General features: G+C 64.1%; 17 protein-coding genes. 9 read left to right on the top strand and 8 right to left on the bottom strand.

Annotated features, from left to right (window positions below; translation table 11 throughout):
* The first annotated feature begins 7 nt into the window (after window positions 1-7).
* From QQK25_RS02160 to ftsB, 7 genes are all read left to right on the top strand, one after another.
* On the top strand, window positions 8-436 hold the full coding sequence (locus QQK25_RS02160; RefSeq protein ID WP_284186528.1) for an acyl-CoA thioesterase: 429 nt from the start codon (window positions 8-10) through the stop codon (window positions 434-436).
* A gap of 72 nt (window positions 437-508) precedes the next feature.
* Entirely contained in the window at window positions 509-2,488 is a 1,980-nt protein-coding gene (locus tag QQK25_RS02155; protein WP_284186527.1) for an acetoacetate--CoA ligase, read from the top strand.
* A 19-nt stretch (window positions 2,489-2,507) separates the two neighbouring features.
* Complete coding sequence (locus tag QQK25_RS02150; protein WP_284186526.1) at window positions 2,508-3,056, top strand: hydrolase; 549 nt, start codon at window positions 2,508-2,510, stop codon at window positions 3,054-3,056.
* Between the two features lie 88 nt (window positions 3,057-3,144).
* Complete coding sequence (gene pyrG / locus QQK25_RS02145) at window positions 3,145-4,779, top strand: CTP synthase (RefSeq protein WP_284186525.1); 1,635 nt, start codon at window positions 3,145-3,147, stop codon at window positions 4,777-4,779.
* 11 nt (window positions 4,780-4,790) lie between these two features.
* Window positions 4,791-5,630 carry a 3-deoxy-8-phosphooctulonate synthase gene (gene kdsA / locus QQK25_RS02140; protein ID WP_153161030.1) on the top strand — a complete coding sequence of 280 codons (840 nt, stop codon included), beginning with the start codon at window positions 4,791-4,793 and terminating at the stop codon, window positions 5,628-5,630.
* A gap of 82 nt (window positions 5,631-5,712) precedes the next feature.
* Window positions 5,713-7,002, top strand: a complete 1,290-nt coding sequence (gene eno / locus QQK25_RS02135; protein WP_153161031.1) for a phosphopyruvate hydratase — start codon at window positions 5,713-5,715, stop codon at window positions 7,000-7,002.
* A 53-nt stretch (window positions 7,003-7,055) separates the two neighbouring features.
* Complete coding sequence (ftsB, locus tag QQK25_RS02130; RefSeq protein WP_153161032.1) at window positions 7,056-7,331, top strand: cell division protein FtsB; 276 nt, start codon at window positions 7,056-7,058, stop codon at window positions 7,329-7,331.
* A 52-nt stretch (window positions 7,332-7,383) separates the two neighbouring features.
* Here the strand turns inward: ftsB and pgi are convergent, their stop codons facing one another.
* The 8 genes from pgi to QQK25_RS02090 form a co-directional block, all read right to left on the bottom strand.
* Window positions 7,384-9,015 (bottom strand): glucose-6-phosphate isomerase, encoded by a 1,632-nt coding sequence (gene pgi, locus QQK25_RS02125; RefSeq protein WP_284186524.1) that lies wholly within the window; start codon window positions 9,013-9,015, stop codon window positions 7,384-7,386.
* Window positions 9,008-10,636: an ArnT family glycosyltransferase gene (locus tag QQK25_RS02120; protein ID WP_284186523.1), complete on the bottom strand. Its 1,629-nt coding sequence runs from the start codon at window positions 10,634-10,636 to the stop codon at window positions 9,008-9,010. The genes pgi and QQK25_RS02120 overlap by 8 nt, the downstream gene beginning before the upstream one ends.
* 93 nt (window positions 10,637-10,729) lie before the next feature.
* Window positions 10,730-10,948: a 50S ribosomal protein L31 gene (gene rpmE / locus QQK25_RS02115; protein ID WP_153161035.1), complete on the bottom strand. Its 219-nt coding sequence runs from the start codon at window positions 10,946-10,948 to the stop codon at window positions 10,730-10,732.
* 103 nt (window positions 10,949-11,051) lie between these two features.
* Entirely contained in the window at window positions 11,052-12,314 is a 1,263-nt protein-coding gene (locus QQK25_RS02110; RefSeq protein ID WP_284186522.1) for a peptidase U32 family protein, read from the bottom strand.
* 84 nt (window positions 12,315-12,398) lie between these two features.
* On the bottom strand, window positions 12,399-13,409 hold the full coding sequence (locus QQK25_RS02105) for a DnaJ C-terminal domain-containing protein (RefSeq protein ID WP_284186521.1): 1,011 nt from the start codon (window positions 13,407-13,409) through the stop codon (window positions 12,399-12,401).
* 63 nt (window positions 13,410-13,472) lie between these two features.
* Complete coding sequence (locus QQK25_RS02100; RefSeq protein ID WP_284186520.1) at window positions 13,473-15,011, bottom strand: SpoVR family protein; 1,539 nt, start codon at window positions 15,009-15,011, stop codon at window positions 13,473-13,475.
* A complete protein-coding gene (locus QQK25_RS02095; protein ID WP_284186519.1) occupies window positions 15,008-16,276 on the bottom strand; it encodes a YeaH/YhbH family protein in 1,269 nt (422 codons plus the stop codon). The genes QQK25_RS02100 and QQK25_RS02095 overlap by 4 nt, the downstream gene beginning before the upstream one ends.
* A 57-nt stretch (window positions 16,277-16,333) precedes the next feature.
* Window positions 16,334-18,256, bottom strand: a complete 1,923-nt coding sequence (locus QQK25_RS02090; RefSeq protein WP_284186518.1) for a PrkA family serine protein kinase — start codon at window positions 18,254-18,256, stop codon at window positions 16,334-16,336.
* A gap of 400 nt (window positions 18,257-18,656) precedes the next feature.
* On the opposite strand from QQK25_RS02090, the gene tig reads away from it, so the two are divergent.
* Together tig and clpP are read left to right on the top strand one after the other, a co-directional pair.
* Window positions 18,657-19,961: a trigger factor gene (gene tig / locus QQK25_RS02085; RefSeq protein ID WP_284186517.1), complete on the top strand. Its 1,305-nt coding sequence runs from the start codon at window positions 18,657-18,659 to the stop codon at window positions 19,959-19,961.
* Window positions 19,962-19,982: 21 nt separating this feature from the next.
* Complete coding sequence (gene clpP, locus QQK25_RS02080) at window positions 19,983-20,627, top strand: ATP-dependent Clp endopeptidase proteolytic subunit ClpP (protein ID WP_153161041.1); 645 nt, start codon at window positions 19,983-19,985, stop codon at window positions 20,625-20,627.
* Window positions 20,628-20,659: the final 32 nt, after the last annotated feature.

Raw genomic sequence — 20,659 nt, 5'->3', positions numbered from 1 at the left:
GTCTGAAATGAATGACCCGACCCCGCACGCACACCCTGACCGAAAACTGCTTCTGACCACCCGCATCCCGGTGCGCTGGGGGGACATGGACGCCTACGGTCACGTGAACAACACGGTGTATTTCCGCTACTGCGAACAGGCGCGGGTGGAGTGGCTGGAGCAATCCGGCTCTGCCGTCACGCCCAATAATCCCGTGGCACCGGTGATCATCAACGCCAGTTGCACCTTCCTCATTCCCATCAACTATCCGGCCACCGTGGTGCTGCGGATGTACGGCGGTGAGCCGGGGCGCAGCAGCGTGATGACGTGGTACGAGCTGGGCGTGGAAGGCGACGAGCGCATCTACGCCGAGGGTTCGTCCAAGGTGGTGTGGATGGACCCCCGGACCGGCAAGTCGGTGCCGCTCCCCGAGGACATCCGCGCCAAGGTAAGCTGACGGACTGAAGCACCAACGGAACCGGACGTCGAGCCGGAATCCGCATATAAGACAAGGTAAGAGGAGAAGTTCATGAGTTATCCCATCGCCGAGCGCCCGCTGTGGGTGCCGGACGCCGCCCGCATTGCGGACGCCAACATCACCGCCTTCACCCGCCAGGCCGAAGCCCGCTGGAACCGCAGCTTTGCCGATTACGCCGCGCTGCATGCGTGGTCCATCGATCAGCCCGCCGAGTTCTGGACGTCGATCTGGGAATACGGCGAGGTGAAGGGTAGCCGGGGCGAGGTCGTCCTCGAGGACGGCGACCGCATGCCGGGCGCCCGCTGGTTTCCCGGCGCGCGCCTCAACTTCGCCGAGAACCTCCTGCGCCAGCGGGACGACAGCGACGCGCTGGTGTTCTGGGGCGAGGATCGCGTACACAACCGCCTCTCCCACGGCGATCTGTATCGTCAGGTGGCGCACTTTGCCGCAGCGCTGAAGGACATGGGCGTGGAGCCGGGCGACCGGGTGGCGGCGTGGATGCCGAACCTGCCCGAAACCATCGTGGTGATGCTGGCGGCGACCAGCGTCGGGGCGATCTTCTCGTCCGCGTCGCCGGATTTCGGCGTGCAGGGCGTGCTGGATCGCTTCGGCCAGATCGAGCCCAAGGTGCTGGTGGCCGTGGATGGCTACTACTACAACGGGAAGATCGTGGATTGCCTCGATCGTCTCGCGGCGATCACCGACGGGCTGCCGTCGGTCAAGCGGGTGGTGGTCGTGCCTTACGTGCATGCAAAGCACGATCTTTCCCACGTGCATCACGCGCGCGTGCTGGCGGAGTTCGTCAAGCCCTTCCTGGCCGAGACGGAAATCCCCTTCGTGCGACTGCCCTTCGATCACCCGCTCTACATCATGTATTCGTCGGGCACCACGGGCGTGCCCAAGTGCATCGTGCATTGCGCCGGCGGGGTGCTGCTGCAGCATCTCAAGGAGCTCAAGCTCCACGGCGACGTGAAGCCCGGCGACAAGTTGTTCTACTTCACCACCTGCGGCTGGATGATGTGGAACTGGCTGGTCTCGGGGCTGGCGGCTGGCGCGACGTTGCTGCTCTACGATGGCTCGCCGATGATCGGCAACGGGGCGATCCTCTTCGACTACGCCCAGTCCGAGGGGATGACCCATTTCGGCACCTCCGCCAAGTTCATCGACGGCATCGCCAAGGCCGGTCTGCGTCCGGGTTCCACCCACAACCTCACCAGGCTGCGGGCGATGTTCTCCACCGGTAGCCCGCTGGTGCCGGAGGGCTTCGAGTACGTCTATCGTGAGATCAAGGCCGACCTCTGCCTGTCGTCGATCTCGGGTGGCACCGACATCGTGTCCTGCTTCGTTCTCGGCAATCCCACGCTGCCGGTCTACGCTGGCGAGATCCAGTGCAAGGGCCTCGGCATGGCGGTCGATGTGTTCGACGAGACCGGCACGCCGGTGCGTAGCGAGAAGGGCGAGCTGGTGTGCACGCGCCCCTTCCCGGTCATGCCCATCGGCTTCTGGAAGGACGACGACGGCGCCAAATACCGCGCCGCCTACTTCGCGCGCTTCGACAACGTGTGGTGCCACGGCGATTACTCCGAGATCACCGCCCACGACGGGCTGATCATCTACGGCCGTTCGGATGCCACCCTCAACCCGGGTGGCGTGCGCATCGGCACCGCCGAGATCTACCGTCAGGTCGAAAAACTGGAGGAGGTGGTCGAATCCCTGGTGATCGGCCAGCAGTGGCCGCCGGGCGATGCGGCGGACGTGCGCGTGGTGCTGTTCGTCAAGCTGCGCGAAGGCCTTGCCCTCGACGACGCGCTGATCGCCCGCGTCCGCCAGACCATCCGCGACAACACCACGCCGCGCCACGTGCCGGCCAAGGTGGTGCAGGTGAAGGACATCCCGCGCACCAAGAGCGGCAAGATCGTCGAACTGGCCGTGCGTTCGGTGGTGCATGGCGAGCCGGTGAAGAACGTCGAGGCGCTGGCCAATCCGGCGGCCCTGGACGAGTTCCGCGCGCGGCCTGAACTGCAATCCTGACCAAAGGAGAGGTGCGGCCATGTTGATGGATCGTCACAAGAGCAGCCTGCTCATCGTCGATGTGCAGGCCCGCCTGCTGCCGGAAATCGCCGATGGCGAGGCCCTGCTGCGCAACTGCGTGTGGCTCGCCGGCGTCGCCCGGCGGGTTGGCGTGCCGGTGGTGGTTTCCGAGCAGTATCCGGAAGGCCTCGGCCGCACCGCCGATCCGCTGCTGGCGGCGGTGGGCGACGCGCCGGTCGTCACCAAGACGCACTTCTCCTGCGTGGCCGACGGCTGTCTCGACGGCACCGCCGTGGATTCGCGCCGGCAGGTGGTGGTGGTCGGCACTGAAGCCCACGTGTGCGTGCTGCAGACGGTGCTGGAACTGCGCTGGCAGGGCAAGGAGGTCTTCGTGGTGGCCGACGCGGTCGGCTCCCGCAAGCCGGCCGACCGGGAAGCCGCGCTGGCCCGCATGCGCAGCCACGGGATCGAGGTCGTCACCCGCGAAATGGTGGCCTTCGAATGGCTGCACGAGAGCGCCACCGACCTGTTTCGGGAAGTAAACCGGGATTTCATCCGGGACAACTAGGCATCTGATGTCACGACCGGGGGCTTCGCCCGTTGAAGAGAGGGGGGTGGATCGGCTATCATTCCCCTTTCCAGAAGTCCCCCGTGTCATGACCAAATACGTCTTTGTTACCGGTGGTGTCGTGTCCTCTCTGGGCAAGGGCATCGCCGCCGCCTCCCTCGGGGCGATTCTCGAATCCCGCGGCATCAAGGTTACCCACCTCAAGCTCGACCCCTACATCAACGTCGACCCCGGCACGATGAGCCCCTTCCAGCATGGGGAAGTCTTCGTGACCGAGGATGGTGCCGAAACCGACCTCGACCTCGGCCACTACGAGCGCTTCACCAGCGCCAAGATGAGCAAGCGCAACAACTTCACCACTGGCCAGATCTACGAGGCGGTGATCAAGAAGGAACGGCGCGGCGAATATCTCGGCAAGACGGTGCAGGTCATCCCCCACATCACCGACGAGATCAAGACCTACGTCAAGCGTGGCGCTGAAGGTGCCGACGTGGCGATCGTCGAAGTGGGTGGTACCGTGGGCGACATCGAATCGCTGCCCTTCCTCGAAGCCATCCGCCAGATGGGCATCGAAGAAGGCCGCCAGGGCACCTGTTTCATCCACCTCACGCTGCTGCCCTACATCCCGACCGCCGGTGAGCTCAAGACCAAGCCCACCCAGCACTCGGTGAAGGAGCTGCGCGAGATCGGCATTCAGCCCGACATCCTGCTGTGCCGCGCCGATCGTTCGGTTCCGGCCGACGAGCGTCGCAAGATCGCGCTGTTCTGCAATGTGATGCCCGAAGCCGTCATCGAGTGTCTCGATGCCGACTCGATCTACCGCATCCCGGGCATGCTGCACGACCAGATGCTCGACGAGATCGTCTGCCACAAGCTGGGCATCCTGGCCCGCGCGGCCGACCTGTCGATCTGGGAGCGCCTGATCGACGCCCTGCAGAACCCGCAGAACAGCCTGGACATCGCCTTCGTCGGCAAGTATGTCGACCTGACCGAGTCCTACAAGTCGCTGATCGAAGCCCTCAACCACGCCGGGATGCACACCCGCAGCAAGGTGAACATCCACTACCTGGATTCCGAGGACATCGAGAAGAACGGTTGTGACGTGCTCAAGTCGATGGACGCGATCCTCGTGCCCGGTGGCTTCGGCCGTCGTGGTACCGAAGGCAAGATCGCCGCGATCCGCTACGCCCGCGAGAACAAGGTGCCGTACCTGGGTATCTGCCTCGGCATGCAGCTGGCGGTAGTCGAATTCGCCCGGGACGTGGCCGGCATGAACGGCGCCCACAGCACCGAGTTCGACAAGCACACCGGTTTCCCGGTGATCGGCCTCATCACCGAATGGCACGACGCCTCCGGCAAGGTCGAGAAGCGCGGCGAGGATTCCGACCTGGGCGGCACGATGCGTCTGGGCGGCCAGGTCTGCAACCTGTCCGAAGGTTCGCTGGCCCGCGAGGTGTACGGCAAGGCCGAGATCACCGAGCGCCACCGTCACCGCTACGAAGTCAACAACACGCTGCTGGCCAAGCTCGAAGAGCAGGGTCTGCGGGTTGCCGGCCGCGCGCCGGGTACCGACCTGTGCGAGATGATCGAGCTGCCCTCCGATGTCCATCCGTGGTTCGTGGGCTGCCAGTTCCATCCGGAGTTCACCTCCAACCCGCGTAACGGCCACCCGCTGTTCACCGCCTTCGTCAAGGCAGCGCTCGCCCACCAGCAGGGCAAGTGAAAGGAAACCCCATGAAACTCTGCGGCTTCGACGTCGGTATCGACAAACCCTTCTTCCTCATCGCCGGGCCCTGTGTGATCGAGTCCCGCGAGATGGCCTTCGAGACCGCCACGGCGCTCAAGGACATCTGTGGCGAACTGGGCATCCCATTCATCTACAAGTCCAGCTACGACAAGGCCAACCGCAGTTCCGGCAAGTCCTTCCGCGGCATGGGCATGGAGAAGGGCCTCGAGATCCTCGCCGAAGTCCGAGAGAAGGTCGGCGTGCCCGTCCTCACCGACGTGCACACCGAAGCCGAAGTGCCCCATGTGGCGGCCGTCGTCGATGTGCTGCAGACCCCGGCCTTCCTGTGCCGCCAGACCGATTTCATCCACGCCGTGGCTGCTTCCGGCAAGCCGGTGAACATCAAGAAGGGCCAGTTCCTCGCCCCGGGTGACATGAAAAACGTCGTCGACAAGGCCCGCGAGGCCAACGGCGGCGCCGACACCATCATGGTGTGCGAGCGCGGTGCGTCCTTCGGCTACAACAACCTAGTGTCCGACATGCGCTCCCTGGCGATCATGCGCGACACCGGCTGCCCGGTGGTTTTCGATGCCACCCACTCAGTACAGCTGCCGGGCGGGCAGGGCACGGTTTCCGGCGGCCAGCGCGAGTTCGTGCCGGTGCTGGCCCGGGCTGCGGTCGCCGTCGGCATTGCCGGCCTGTTCATGGAAACCCACCCCGACCCCGCCAAGGCCTTCTCCGACGGCCCCAACGCGTGGCCGCTGCCCAAACTCAAGGCGCTGCTCTCGACCCTCAAGGCGATCGACGCGCTGGTCAAGGGTGAGGGTTTTGAAGAGCTGAAAGGCTGAGCCCGCAGGCGATTTTCCGGTTTCGAAGTTAGAGGCGGCCGGAAGGTCGCCGCTGTAAATTCAGTGATAAGAAAGGAAGTTCATGAGCGCCATTGTTGATGTCATTGCCCGCGAGGTCCTCGATTCCCGCGGCAATCCCACGGTTGAAGCCGATGTGCTGCTGGAATCCGGCGTGATGGGCCGTGCCGCCGTGCCGTCCGGCGCGTCCACCGGCTCCCGCGAAGCCATCGAGCTGCGTGACGGCGATGCCGCCCGCTATCTGGGCAAGGGCGTGCTGCAGGCGGTCGAGAACGTCAACACCGAGATCTCCGAAGCGCTGATCGGCCTCGACGCCGAAGAGCAGGCCTTCATCGACAAGACCCTGATCGACCTGGACGGCACCGACAACAAGTCGCGCCTGGGCGCCAACGCGCTGCTGGCCGTGTCCATGGCCGTGGCCAAGGCTGCCGCTGAAGAAGCCGGCCTGCCCCTGTACCGTTACTTCGGCGGTTCCGGCGGCATGGCCATGCCGGTGCCGATGATGAACGTCATCAACGGCGGCGCCCACGCCAACAACTCCCTGGACATCCAGGAATGCATGATCATGCCGGTCGGCGTGAAGAGCTTCCGCGAAGCCCTCCGCTGCGGCGCCGAGATCTTCCATCACCTCAAGAAGCTCACCGACAAGAAGGGCTACCCCACCACCGTCGGCGACGAAGGCGGCTTTGCCCCGAACGTCTCGGGCACCGATGAAGCCCTCAACATGATCCTCGAAGCCGCCGCCAACGCCGGCTACGAGCCGGGCCGCGACATCGTCCTGGCCCTCGACTGTGCCGCCTCCGAGTTCTACAAGAACGGCAAGTACGAGCTGGTCGGCGAAGGCCTGTCGCTGACGTCCGAAGGCTTCACCGACTACCTCGCCACCCTGGCCGACAAGTTCCCGATCATCTCGATCGAAGACGGCATGGCCGAAGGTGACTGGGCTGGCTGGAAGCACCTGACCGACCGCCTCGGCAAGAAGGTGCAGATCGTTGGTGACGACCTCTTCGTGACCAACACCCGCATCCTGAAGGAAGGCATCGACAAGGGCATCGCCAACTCGATCCTCATCAAGATCAACCAGATCGGCACCCTGACCGAAACCTTCGCCGCCGTCGAGATGGCCAAGCGCGCCGGTTACACCGCGGTGATCTCCCACCGTTCCGGTGAAACCGAAGACTCCACCATCGCGGATATCTCGGTGGGTCTGAACGCCATGCAGATCAAGACCGGTTCGCTGTCCCGTTCCGATCGTATCTCCAAGTACAACCAGCTGCTGCGCATCGAGGAAGATCTCGGCGATACCGCCTTCTACCCGGGCCTGTCGGCTTTCTACAACCTGCGTAACCGCTAAGTTGTAGCCTGGGGCCGGCCGCCCGGTCGGCCCCGTTTTCCTGTTCTGCTCCCATGCGTTGGCCTACCCTCATCCTCGCCTTGCTCGTGCTTGCCTTGCAGTATCCGCTATGGATCGGCAAGGGCGGCTGGCTGCGTGTCTGGGACGTGGAAAAGCAGCTCGCGGCCCAGAAAGAGGGCAATCGCAAGCTGGAACAGCGAAACACCGGTCTCGATGCCGAGGTGCGTGATCTCAAGACAGGCTACGAAGCCGTCGAGGAACGAGCCCGTTTCGAGCTCGGTCTGACCAAGCCGGACGAAGTCTTCGTCCAGACTCCCCAGCAAAAGTAAGTGGTTTGAAGTGAAGTTCTCCCAGCCCATCGGGCAGGGTGGCGCTCGTCCGTCAGCCAGCCTTGCGCGTCATCGCGTCGATCGCAGCTAGCAGGCCGACGGTGGAGCTGTCGCGCTGGCGATCCGAGCCGGCTTCGATGTCCCGGGCCATGTTCTTGCCCAGTTCGACGCCGTACTGATCAAAGCTGTTGATGCCCCAGATCCAGCCCTGAACGAAGACCTTGTGCTCGTAGAGCGCCAGGATCTGCCCGAGGGTGAAAGGCGTGACCGACGGCATCAGCAGCGTGGTGCTGGGCTGGTTGCCGGCGCACACCAGATGGGGTGCGAGACGCTCCACCTCGGCGTCGTCGATGCCACGGGCGCGCAGTTCGGTGCGGGCTTCGTCCAGTGTGCGACCCAGCATCAGCGCGGCGGACTGGGCCAGGGCGTTGCCGAAAAGGCTGCGGTCCGTGGCCGAAGGCGTTGCGCAGATGGGCAGCACGAAGTCGAACGCCACCTTGCGGGTGCCCTGGTAAAACAGCTGGTGGTAGGCGTGCTGGCCCACCGTGCCGGGGCCGCCGAAGATGATCGGCGCCGTCTGCCAGCCCACCGGCTGGCCCTGATGATCCACCGACTTGCCGTTGCTCTCCATTTCAAGCTGCTGGAGATAGGCCGGGAGGCTGCGCAGGCGGTGGCTGTAGGGCAGCACCGCGTGGCCATCGAGCCCGAGGAAGGTGGCGTTCCAGATGCCCAGCAGCGCCGCGATTACTGGCAGGTTGGCGGCGAACGGGGCGGTGGCGAAGTGGGTGTCCATGCTGCGCCCGCCGGCGAGGAAGTCGTCGAAGACCTCGGTGCCGAACGCCAGCATCAGCGGCAGGCCGATGGCCGACCACACCGAAAATCGTCCGCCGATCCATTCGGGCATCGGGAAGGTGGTGTCTTCGGCGATGCCGAAGGCCGCAGCCGCAGCCACGTTGTTGCTGATCGCCACGAAATGCCGGCTGAGGTCAGCATCCGCGCCCAGTGCGGCAGCCAGCCAGGCACGGGCGGCGCGGGCATTGAAGAGCGTCTCGGCGGTCGAGAAGCTCTTGGATGCGACGATGAACAGGGTTTCGGCCGGGTTGGCGCGGTCGAGGATCGCGCGGATCTCGGTGTCGTCCACATTGGCGGCGAACGACAGTTCGAGCCGCGTGGGTAGCGAAGGGGCGAAGGCTTCGGCGAGGAGGCGCGGACCAAGATCAGACCCGCCGATGCCCAGGTGCACCACATGGCGGATCGGCCGGCCGGTGGCGCCGACGAACTCGCCGGCGTGCACTCGCGCGACAAAAGTGTCGAGTCGCTTGCGGGTGGCGGCGATTTCGGCGCGGGCTGCGGCCGGCGTGAGTTCGAACATGCGCGCGGCGCAGTGCAGGGCGGCACGATTTTCGGTGAAATTGACCGGCTCGCCGGACAGCATCGCGGCGATGCCATCCTTCAGTCCGGCCTCGTCGGCGAGGGCGAGCAGTTCGGCCATCGCCGACGACGTGATGCGCTGCTTGGAGTAATCGAGCAGCAGGCCGTCGGCCGCACACGAGAAGCGCTCGAAGCGCGTCGCATCACCCGCGAAGAGATCGCGCATGGTGGTGTCACCAATGGCATCACGGTGGCCTTGCAGGGCCTGGGCTGCGCGGCTCGCGTCGAGCCGGAAATGGGCGCGATCAGTCACGGTTGTAGAGTTTGAAGGTCTCGGCCTTGCGGCCGCCACCGAGGCGCCGCTCCCAGATCAGACTCCCTTCGCCACGGACCTTCTGGGCCTGGCTGCTGGTGGCGTAGGTGAGCAGCAGCTTGCACTCGCCGCCAATGGCATTGGGCACCGTGCGGATGCCGGCGAAGTAGTCGAGGGCGGCCCGCTGGGTGTCACCCAGGCCGCGTCGTGCGATGCAGCTGGTGGGCTGGCCTGCCAGGGCAACCTTCAGCTCGGCGGCAACGGGCTGGTAGTTCTTGGTGTAGGCAAACCAGGGCTGCCACAGGATGACGGCAAGACACCACAGGAGCGTGATGCCGAACGCCCAGTTGGTGGTACCGCGGGCGGGCGTGCGGCGCACGAACAGCGGCATGACCAGCAGCGCAATGCTGATGAGCACGCCGATCAGCGTTCCGCCAACCAGGCTGTCGCGGGGGAAATCCGGGGCCATCTTGGCGACCGAACGGGCAAGGCCCGGCGGCCAGCCGAAGTGCAGCGCGCTCCATCCCGCCCACACCAGCAGGGCGAAGAAGGCGAAAGCCATGATGCCGAACCAGTCGAAGGCATTGGCGGCGCCCCGGCGCAGGCTGGAAACGCCTAGAGCGGCGAGCAGTGCCAGCGGCGGCAGCACCGGCAGCATGTTGGCCGGGCGCAGGTTGCCGGTGGTGGCAACCAGCAGGATCGCCAGCAGGCTGGCCATGAGCGGAAGCGCCAGCGGTGGCGTGGCCAGGGTGTGCCGGTTGCGCCACACCGCCCAGCCGGCGATCGGCCACAGGGGCCAGGCGAACCAGCCGGCCAGCTGGAGCAGCTTGCCGAAATCGGCCAGATGGTAGGCGTGGGGCGTGTTGGTGGTGAGTTCGTTGGCCCACCAGGCGGCGAGGGCGTTGGGGGTGGTCAGGGCGACCGAGCCCAGCCATGCGCCGGCGATCGCGCAGCCTGTGATCAGTCCAAGGGCGATGCCGGTGACGATGGTGCGGTTGCGGCAGCTGGGGCACAGCATTGGGGCCACCAGCAGCACGGGCACGGTGAGCACCACGCCGGGCAGGCCGCCGGCGAGGAAGGCGAGCCCACTGCCAAGGCCGGCCTGGAGCCCGCCGCGGATCGGACGTTCGGCCAGCTGACCAAGGCCGGCGTAACACACGGCCATGCCGGCGAGCTGGGCGAGGATGGGCTGGGTTTCGTGGGCGTGGACGACGAGGCCGACGGCGCCGAGGGCCAGCAGGATTGCCGGCGCGAAGGCGGTTTCGCCATACAGGCGACGGGCGGCGATGCCTGTCCAGTACAGGAAGGCGGCGGTGAACAGGCTGCTGGCGAGGCGGGCTGCGTCGTGGATCGGCAGCAGGCCGCCGAGGAGCTTGGCCAGGATGGCGCCGGCCCAGTAGTAGAGGGGCGGGAAGTCGTGGAAGGCTTCGCCGGCGATCTCGGGCATCAGCCAGCTGCCACGGGTGAGGATGGCGTGGATCGGGCCGAGGTGGGTGAGGTCGTCACCCCGCCACGGAAGATGCCCGGTGGTACCGACCAGCAGATAGACGGCGATGAGCACGGCCAGAGGCCAGCCGGTAACCGGCGCCGGCAGGGAAAGGCGGGGGGCGTCGTGGGGCATGGGTGCTCGATCTGGAGGCGGTGGGTGTGCAACCGGCAATAAAAAAGGCAGCCTCGGCTGCCTTTTTCGGACGATGCCGGCGTTGGGCGAATATTAGCCCAGGCGCTGCACGGAACCGTACTTCTGACGGAAACGCTCGACGCGACCCGCGGTGTCAACGATCTTCTGCTTGCCGGTGTAGAACGGGTGGCAGGCAGAGCACACTTCCACGTGGTACTGGGGCTTGCCCATGGTGGAGCGGGTGGTGAAAGTGTTGCCGCAGGAGCAAGTCACTTGCACTTCTTTGTAATTCGGGTGGGTATCGGCTTTCATCGCTTGGTCCTTTGGGAAGTACACGTGGGTGGTGAATTTGGCCACCCGGAAAACACGGCATTCTGAACTACTTCAGCGCCTTAGGCAAGAAAACCGGGAAGATTTATAAAAATCGCGCGACAAAGGCGCCGACGCAGCCCGGAGGCAGCGGCAGCCAGACCCGGTGATCGCTGCCAGGCACCCGCTCGACGGGCTCGCCGGCGGCGTCGATCAGGCGTTCGACGCGGATTTCGGCGTTGCCGGAAGGGTGGATCAGCTCGAGCCGGTCGCCCACCGAAAACGCGTTTTTCGAGGCGATTTCGGCAAATCCGCGCGCCGCGTCGTAGCCCACCACGTCGCCCACATACAGGCTGCGGTTGGATTCGGAGTGGCCGCGCAGGTAGTTCTGCATCTCGTGGGGCGTGTGGCGCTGGTAGAAGCCGTCGGTGTAGCCCCGGTTTGCGAGGCCTTCGAGCTGGCCCAGCAGCGCCGGGTCGAGCCCGCGGCCGGCGAAGGCGTCGTCGATGGCCTGGCGGTAGGCCTGGCTGGTGCGGGCGACGTAGTAGGGGCTCTTGGTGCGGCCTTCGATCTTGAAGGAGTCGATGCCGATCTCGGTGAGCCGCTGGACGTGCTCGATGGCGCGTAGATCTTTGGAGTTGAGGATGTAGGTGCCGTGCTCGTCCTCTTCGATGGGCATGTAGTCGCCGGCGCGCTTTTGCGGTTCTTCGAGCAGATACACGTCGCCGGTGCTGTTGGTCTTGGCTTCGTGGGTCTTGAAATCCCAGCGGCAGGAGTTGGTGCAGGTGCCCTGGTTGGGGTCGCGGTGGTTGAAGTAGCCGGAGAGCAGGCAGCGGCCCGAATACGCGATGCACAGGGCGCCGTGGATGAAGACTTCGAGCTCGGTGTCGGGGCAATCCTGGCGGATGCTGGCGATCTCGTCGATGGAGAGTTCCCGGGAGAGGATCACCCGCGAGATGCCGGCCATCTTCCAGAAGCGCACCGCGGCGGCATTGACGGTGTTGGACTGCACCGACAGGTGGATGGGCATCTCGGGGAAGTTCTCGCGGACCATCAGGATCAGGCCCGGATCGGACATGATCAGGGCGTCGGGCTTGAGGGCGATGACCGGGGCGATGTCCTTGATGAAGGTCTTGATCTTGGCGCCATGGGGATAGATGTTGGCGACCACATAGAAGTGCTTGCCCTGGCTGTGGGCGCGATTGATGCCGTCGGCGAGCACCGGCAGGTCGCCGAAATCGTTGTTGCGCACGCGCAGCGAGTAGCGCGGCTGGCCGGCGTAGATGGCGTCGGCGCCAAAGGCGAAGGCGGTGTCGAGCATCGCCAGGGAGCCGGCGGGGGCGAGGAGTTCGGGCTTTTTGCGGGACATGGAATCTCTGCTTGGGTTGGCGCTGGGCCGGAAGCGGCAATTTTTGCCGTCTAGTTGTGGGTGTTGCTGTGGGGTGAGGGCGGGTCAGCGGTAGGTGTCGACCACCGCGTTCCAGCGGGCCAGCACCGGGCTCTGGGCCTTGAGGTTGTTCTGGAGCATCTGCTCGGCCATTTCGAGCATGGCTTTTTGTTCCTTGCCGAGGAACTGGAGCTGCTGGGTGTCGAGATGGACCAGCAGGTCGCCGGGCTTGCGGCGGCCGCGGCCCGGAAAGCCTGCGCCGGCCACGCGGATCTCGGGGCTGGTGGCGGCTTCGGGGAGCAGCACCTCGCGCACGCCGTCGAGGGTGGGCACGTCGATGCTGCCGCCGGCCAGCACGCGGAACACGCTCACCGGCACGGTGACGTGGATGTCGTGGCCGTCGAGGCGGAACAGCGGGTGCGGGTGGGTGCGCAGGGTGAGGTAGAGGTCGCCCGGCTCGCCGTCATCCGGCGCGGGGCCGCCCTGGCCGCTGATGCGGAGTTCTTCGCCGGGCAGCATGGCGGGCGGAACGCTGACGGCCAGCTGCCGGTCGGCCGGGTTCCAGCCGCGGCCTTCGCAACTGGGGCAGCGGGTGTCGGTGGTGAAGCCCTTGCCGTGGCAGTGGGAGCAGGACTTGAGCCCGCCGCCGCTGCGCACCCGGCCGCTGCCGTGGCAGTGGCTGCACATGCTGGTGCGGCCATAGCTGCGGTGACCGCTGCCGTTGCAATCGTTGCAGGGCTCGCGGCCTTCTACGGTGACGGTGACGGTGGCGCCCCGGGCGGCGTCGAGGAGATCGACGAAAACTTCCTGGCGACGGTCTTCGCCTTTGGGCTTGGCAGGTTTTGAATGCCTGGCGGACGGTTCGGGCGCGGTGTCTACGTCGTCCGACGCGTCATCGGGCTTCTGGGTGAGGCGCTCGAAGGCCTGGCGGACGAGGCGGAACTGGTCCTGGGCCTGGGGGTCGGGGTTGCGATCCGGGTGCCAGCGCATCGCCAGGCGCTTGTAGGCGCGCTTGATTTCGGCGAGGGTGGCATCGGGATCGACCCCTAGGATCTGGTGGGCGTTACGGGCGGGCATCCCGCCATTTTAATCGGCCCGCCGGTGGGCGGGGGGCGATTGTTGGGGGGTGAGCGGGTGGGCTCAGCTCCGGTCGCTCTTCCGCCTGTCTTGTCGGCATTCGTTGATGCAGTGCACGGTGCCGTCTTCCTGGGCGACTTCGAGCTTCACGGCAAAGCCCCACAGGCGGGCGACGTGCTTGAGGACTTCGTCGTTATCGCCGGACAGCGGGCGGCGCTGGTACATCTGGTGGCGCAGGGTGAGGGAGCGGTCGCCGCGCAGGTCGACGTTCCAGACCTGCAGGTTGGGCTCGCGGCTGCCCAGGTTGTAGTTGTCGGAGAGGATTTCGCGCACCCGGCGGTAGCCAGACTCGTCGTGGATGGCGGAGATCTTGAGCTTGCTGTCCTTGTCGTCGTCGAGGATAGCGAAGAGGCGGAAGTCGCGCATCACCTTGGGCGACAGGAACTGGGCGACGAAGCTCTCGTCCTTGAAGTTGCGCATGGCGAAGTCGAAGGTCTCGCGCCAGTCGCTGCCGGCGATGTCCGGGAACCAGTAGCGGTCTTCGTCGGTGGGGCTTTCGCAGATGCGGCGGATGTCCTGCCACATGGCAAAACCCAGGGCGTAGGGGTTGAGGCCGCGGTACCAGGGTTCGCTGTAACTTGGTTGATAGACGACGTTGGTGTGGGAGTGGAGGAACTCCATCATGAAGCTGTCGGTGAGCAGCCCTTCGTCGTACAAGGTGTTGAGCAGGGTGTAGTGCCAGTAGGTGGCCCAGCCTTCGTTCATCACCTGGGTCTGGCGCTGGGGGAAGAAGTACTGACCGATCTTGCGCACGATGCGCACGATCTCCCGCTGCCAGGGTTCGAGGAGCGGGGCGTTCTTCTCGATGAAGTAGAGAAGGTTTTCCTGGGGCTCGGGCGGGAAGCGCCGGGCCTCGACGGTGGCGGTGCGCTGCTGCTGGGCGGGCAGGGTGCGCCACAGGTCATTGACCTGGCTTTGCAGGTATTCGGCGCGTTCCCGCTGGCGGGTGAGCTCTTTGTCCAGCGAGAGCTTGGCGGGGCGCTTGTAGCGATCCACGCCGACGTTCATCAGGGCGTGACAGGAGTCGAGGAGGAGCTCGACCTCCTCTTCGCCGTAGCGCTCTTCGCATTCGGTGAGGTAGTTCTTGGCGAAGAGGAGGTAGTCGACGATGGCGTCGGCGTTGGTCCACTGCCGGAACAGGTAGTTGCCCTTGAAGAAGCTGTTGTGGCCGTAGGCGGCGTGGGCGATCACCAGGGCCTGCATCGTCATGGTGTTCTCTTCCATGAGGTAGGCGATGCAGGGGTTGGAATTGATCACGATCTCGTAGGCGAGGCCCATCTGGCCGCGGCGGTAGCCTTTTTCGGTCTGCAGGAAGCTCTTGCCGAAGGACCAGTGGTGGTAATTGACGGGCATCCCGACGGACGAGTAGGCGTCCATCATCTGCTCGGAGGTGATGACCTCGATCTGGATCGGGTAGGTGTCGAGCCCGAAGCTGCGCGCCACGCGGTCGATCTCGGCGTGGTAGGTCTCGATGAGCTCGAAGGTCCACTCGCCTGGGGCGGGCAGGGATTTCCTGCGCTTGGTTCTGGTCGCTGTGCTCATGCCAGTTTCTTCTTGAAGAGTTCGCGGAACACGGGATAGATGTCGGGCAGCCCTTCGATGTGCTGCATTGCGAAGTTGGTGTGGTGGCCGACCAGTTTTTCGTATTCGCGCCACAGGTTCTGCGGCTCGCCCGGGGTGATCTCGATGTAGGCGAAGTACTGGAGGAAAGGCAGGATCGAACTGGCGAGCACCTCGCGACAGTGGGGCGAATCGTTCTCCCAGTTGTCGCCGTCGGAGGCCTGCGCGCCGTAGATGTTCCAGGCGCCGTTGGCGTAGCGCTGGTGGAGGATGTCCTTCATCAGTTCGAGGGCGCTCGACACCACGGTGCCGCCGGATTCGCGGGAGTGGAAGAAGTCTTCCTCGTTCACTTCCTTGGCTACTGTGTGGTGGCGGATGAACACCACCTCGATGTGCTCGTAGGTGCGGGTGAGGAAGAGGTACAGCAGCATGAAGAAGCGCTTGGCTGTCGCTTTCTTCTCCTCGTCCATTGAGCCCGACACGTCCATGATGCAGAACATCACGGCCTGGGTGGTCGGCTTGGGTACCTTGATCCGGTTGTTGTAGCGCAGGTCGAAGGTGTCGATGAAGGGGATGGCCTCGATCTTGGCGCGGAGAATGCCGATCTCGTCCTTCAGCTTGATGACTTCGGGATCGTCTTCTGGGTGTGTCAAAAGCAACTCTTCAAGTTGCTTTTGCAACTCACGCAAGCTGCCGCGGTAGGGCGACGACAGTGCCAGCCGGCGGCCCAGCGCGCCGCGCAGCGAGCGCACCACGTTGATGTTGGCCGGCGTGCCGTCGTTGGTGAAGCCGGCGCGCTGGCTCTTGTACTCGTGGATGCGGGCGAGCTGGGTCTTGACCAGGTTGGGCAGCGCCAGGTCGTCGAAGAACACGTCGAGGAATTCCTCGCGCGAGAGGTTGAAGACGAAATCGTCCTCGCCTTCGCCCTCGTTGCTGGCCTTGCCCTTGCCGGTGCCGCTACCGCCGCCGCCTTGCGGACGGTTGATCTGGTCGCCGGTGGAGAACTGGTCGTTGCCGGTGAAGATGGTCTCCCATACCCCGCCGCGCCCGTGATGAAACTGGGGCTCAGAGAGATCCTTGGCGGGGATGGAGACGCTCTCGCCGTTATCCAGATCCTTGATGGAGCGGCCGGAGATGGCATCGGCCACCGCCTCGCGGATCTGGTGTTTGAAACGGCGCATGAACCGCTGCCGGTTCACAGCACTCTTGTTCTTGCTGTCGAACCGGCGATCGATGATTCGGACCATTCGGGCCTCGCGAACTGTTGACGTGCCGCCAGCCCGACGGGGCCGGCGGTCGTGCGGTCAGGACGACTTGCGGACGCGCAGATACCACTCGCAGAGCAAGCGGACCTGCTTCTCGGTGTAGCCCTTTTCGATCATGCGATTGACGAAGTTCTGGTGCTTCTTCTGCTCGTCGCCGCTGGCCTTGGCGTTGAAGCTGATGACGGGCAGCAGATCCTCGGTGTTGGAGAACATCTTCTTCTCGATCACCGCGCGGAGCTTTTCGTAGCTCGTCCAGCTCGGGTTCTTGCCGTTGTTCTTGGCACGGGCGCGGAGTACGAAGTTCACCACCTCGTTGCGGAAGTCCTTCGGGTTGCTGATGCCGGCCGGCTTCTCGATCTTCTCGAGCTCGTCGTTGAGCGCGTTGCGATCGAGGATCTCGCCGGTGTTCTGGTCGCGGTATTCCTGGTCCTGGATCCAGAAGTCGGCGTAGGTCACGTAGCGGTCGAAGATGTTCTGGCCGTACTCGCTGTAGCTTTCGAGGTAGGCGGTCTGGATCTCCTTGCCGATGAACTCGGCGTAGCGCGGGGCGAGGAATTCCTTGATGAAGGCCAGGTACTTGGCTTCGTTCTCGGGCGGGTATTGCTCCTGGGCGATCTGCTGCTCGAGCACGTACATGAGGTGCACCGGGTTGGCAGCCACTTCGCGGTGATCAAAGTTGAACACCTTGGACAACACCTTGAAGGCGAAGCGGGTGGAGAGCCCGTTCATGCCTTCGTCGACGCCAGCGTAGTCGCGGTATTCCTGGTAGCTCTTGGCCTTCGGGTCGGTGTCCTTCAGGTTCTCGCCGTCGTACACCCGCATCTTGGAGAACAGGCTGGAGTTCTCGGGCTCCTTGATGCGCGACAGTACCGCAAACTGCGCCATCATCTTGAGGGTGTCGGGCGCGCAGGGGGCGTGGGACAGCGAACTGTTGGTAAGCAGCTTCTCGTAGATCCGCACCTCATCCGATACCCGCAGGCAGTAGGGCACCTTGACGGTGTAGATGCGGTCGAGGAAGGCCTCGTTGTTGCGGTTGTTCTTGAATGCTGCCCATTCCGATTCGTTGGAATGGGCCATCACGATGCCGTCGAAGGGGATCGCGCCGAAGCCTTCAGTGCCCTTGTAGTTGCCTTCCTGGGTGGCGGTGAGGAGCGGATGCAGCACCTTGATCGGCGCCTTGAACATCTCGACGAACTCCAGCAGCCCCCGGTTGGCGAGGCACAGGCCGCCGGAGTACGAGTAGGCGTCCGGGTCGTCCTGGGAATACTGCTCCAGCTTGCGGATGTCGATCTTGCCCACCAGCGACGAGATGTCCTGGTTGTTCTCGTCGCCGGGTTCGGTCTTGGCCACGGCAACCTGGCGGAGCACCGACGGGCGCAGCTTGACCACCTTGAACTTGGTGATGTCACCATTGAACTCGTGCAGGCGCTTGACCGCCCACGGGCTCATGATGGTGTTGAGGTAGCGCCGGGGAATGCCGTAGTCGTCTTCGAGGATCGCGCCGTCCTCGTCCATGCTGAACAGCCCGAGCGGGGATTCATGTACCGGCGAGCCCTTGATGGCGTAGAAGGGGATCTTCTCGACGAGTGACTTGAGCTTTTCGGCGAGCGAACTCTTGCCGCCACCCACTGGCCCGAGGAGGTAGAGGATCTGTTTCTTTTCCTCCAGACCCTGGGCCGCGTGTCGGAAATACGACACGATGTTCTCGATCGATTCCTCCATTCCGTAGAAATCCCGGAAGGCCGGATAGATCTTGATCATCTTGTTGGAAAAGATGCGCGAGAGGCGGGGGTCGAGACGGGTATCGACAAGCTCCGGCTCGCCGATCGCCTGGAGCATCCGCTCGGCGGAGCTGGCGTAAGCCATCTTGTCGGACTTGCACAGTTCCAGGTATTCCTGGACCGACATTTCCTCTTCCCGTGTTGTTTCGTAACGGGTCTGAAAGCTGGTGAAGATACTCATCTGATGTCTCCCGGGGGCAGGGCACCAGGCGCGGGTGCCGGTTTCGTCGTCGTCCAACAGCCTGGATAACGACACATTACGCAGAACGTTGAGCTGAGCACCTCGTCAGCTTGTGGGCATCCCATCAAGGCTTCGGAGTTCGGGTCATTACAGTTTGTGTGATAGCTGAAGATCAATTGGAGTTCCATTGATCGAGCGGGAGTTTGTCACGGCTGTAGCGCCGAGACGACGCATCGGCGCGGCATTGCAGGCTGTGCTGCAAGCCATTTCATGTGCTGTGTTAGACTAAAGGTTTTTCCGACGACTTCATGGCAGTCGGGTTTGAGAAGGCACGAGTCTTGCTCTGTGTTCTCTGCCTGTGTCGTGAGGCGTTATTGTCAAGAACGATCAGGGAATTTTCATGAGCAACCAGGAAACCGTGGTGAGCGCACTCGAGCGCCGTATCGATATGTCCGTGCCGCTGGCTGAAATCGACAAGGACGTGGATGCCCGTCTGAAGAAGATGGCTCGCACCGTCAAGATGCCGGGATTCCGTCCGGGGAAGGTTCCGTTCCGGATGGTCGCGCAGACCTACGGCCCGCAAGCCCGTTCCGAAGCCATCGGCGCTGCTGTCGAGCGCGTCCTTGGCGAACAGATCCGCGCCCTGAACGTGCGCGTTGCCGGCTACCCGAACATCGAGCCGAAGGAAGCCGCCGGCTCCGAAGCCCTGGAATTCACCGCCGTCTTCGAGGTCTACCCGGATGTGGTGATCGCCGACGTGAGCGGCCAGGAAGTCGAGCGCCCGCAACTCGAAGTCACCGACGCCGAAGTGGACAAGACCCTCGACGTCCTGCGCAAGCAGCGCACCACTTTCGTGCAGGCCGAACGTGCCGCCCAGGATGGCGACCGCGTGGTGGTCGATTTCACTGGCCGCAAGGATGGTGTCGAGTTTGAAGGTGGCAAGGCGACCGATTTCGCCTTCGTGATCGGCGGCGGCCAGATGCTCAAGGATTTTGAAACCGCCACCCTGGGCCTCTCCGCTGGCGAATCCAAGACCTTCGACATGACCTTCCCGGCTGACTACCACGCCGCCAACCTGGCCGGCCAGACCGTCCAGTTCGACGTGGCCGTGAAGAAGGTTGAAGCGCCGCAGCTGCCGGAAGTCGACGCCGAGTTCGCCAAGTCCCTGGGCATCGCCGACGGCGACGTGACCAAGATGCGCGAAGAAGTGAAGGCCAATCTGGAGCGCGAAGTGAAGCGTCGCATCCAGGCCAAGATCAAGGAGCGCGTCATGAACGTGCTGATCGAGACCCACCCGATCGAAGTGCCGAAGGCTCTCGTCGCTCAGGAATCCCAGACCCTTGCCGAAAACGCCAAGCGTGACTTCGAAGCCCGCGGCATGCAGACCAAGGACCTGCCGATCGACGCCAGCTGGTTCGGCGAGCAGGCGGCCCGCCGCGTCAAGCTCGGCCTGATCATGTCCGAGCTCGTGAAGAGCAAGGAGCTGTTTGCCAAGCCGGAACAGATCCGTGCCACCATTGAAGACTTCGCAGCCAGCTACGAAGATCCGAGCGAAGTGGTCGGCTGGTACTACTCCCAGCCCCAGCGCCTGGCCCAGGCCGAAGCGCTGGTGATCGAGGACAATGTGGTGGAGTGGGTCGTGAGCAACGCCAAGACGACCGACAAGGCCATCTCTTTTGACGAACTTATGGGCAATGCGGCTTAATTCCGCGGAAAGCGACAGGAAATGAATCCATTGACACCCCCGTTTTCTCGTAGTGACTGGGATCCGGTCGGTCTCGGCCTGATCCCGATGGTGGTCGAGCAGAGCGGTCGCGGCGAGCGTTCGTACGACATCTACTCGCGCCTGCTCAAGGAGCGGGTGGTGTTTCTGGTCGGCCCCGTCAATGACGTGACCGCCAACCTGATCGTGGCCCAGTTGCTGTTCCTCGAGTCCGAAAACCCGGACAAGGACATCTTCTTCTACATCAACTCTCCGGGTGGCTCGGTCACGGCCGGCATGGCGATCTACGACACCATGCAGTTCATCAAGCCGGACGTGAGCACCCTGTGCATCGGGCAGGCGGCCAGCATGGGCGCCTTCCTGCTTGCATCCGGAGCCAAGGACAAGCGATTCTCGCTGCCGAACTCCCGCATCATGATTCACCAGCCGCTGGGTGGTTTCCAGGGCCAGGCCTCGGACATCGAGATCCACGCCCGCGAGATCCTGTCCCTGCGCGCCAAGCTCAACGACATGCTCGCCAAGCACACCGGCCAGCCTGTCGAAGCCATCGAAAAGGACACGGATCGCGACAACTTCATGTCGGCGGAAGAAGCCGTGCGTTACGGCATCGTCGACAAGGTTCTCACCAGCCGCGCCGACGTGGCTTGATCGGTTCCAAGCATCCAGTACAGAGAGGAAGG

Origin of the sequence: Zoogloea oryzae, from assembly GCF_030161255.1 — a bacterium.
Lineage (GTDB): Bacteria > Pseudomonadota > Gammaproteobacteria > Burkholderiales > Rhodocyclaceae > Zoogloea > Zoogloea oryzae.
Note: the sequence above shows the minus strand (reverse complement) of the source record. Positions and strands in the feature narration are given on the sequence as shown.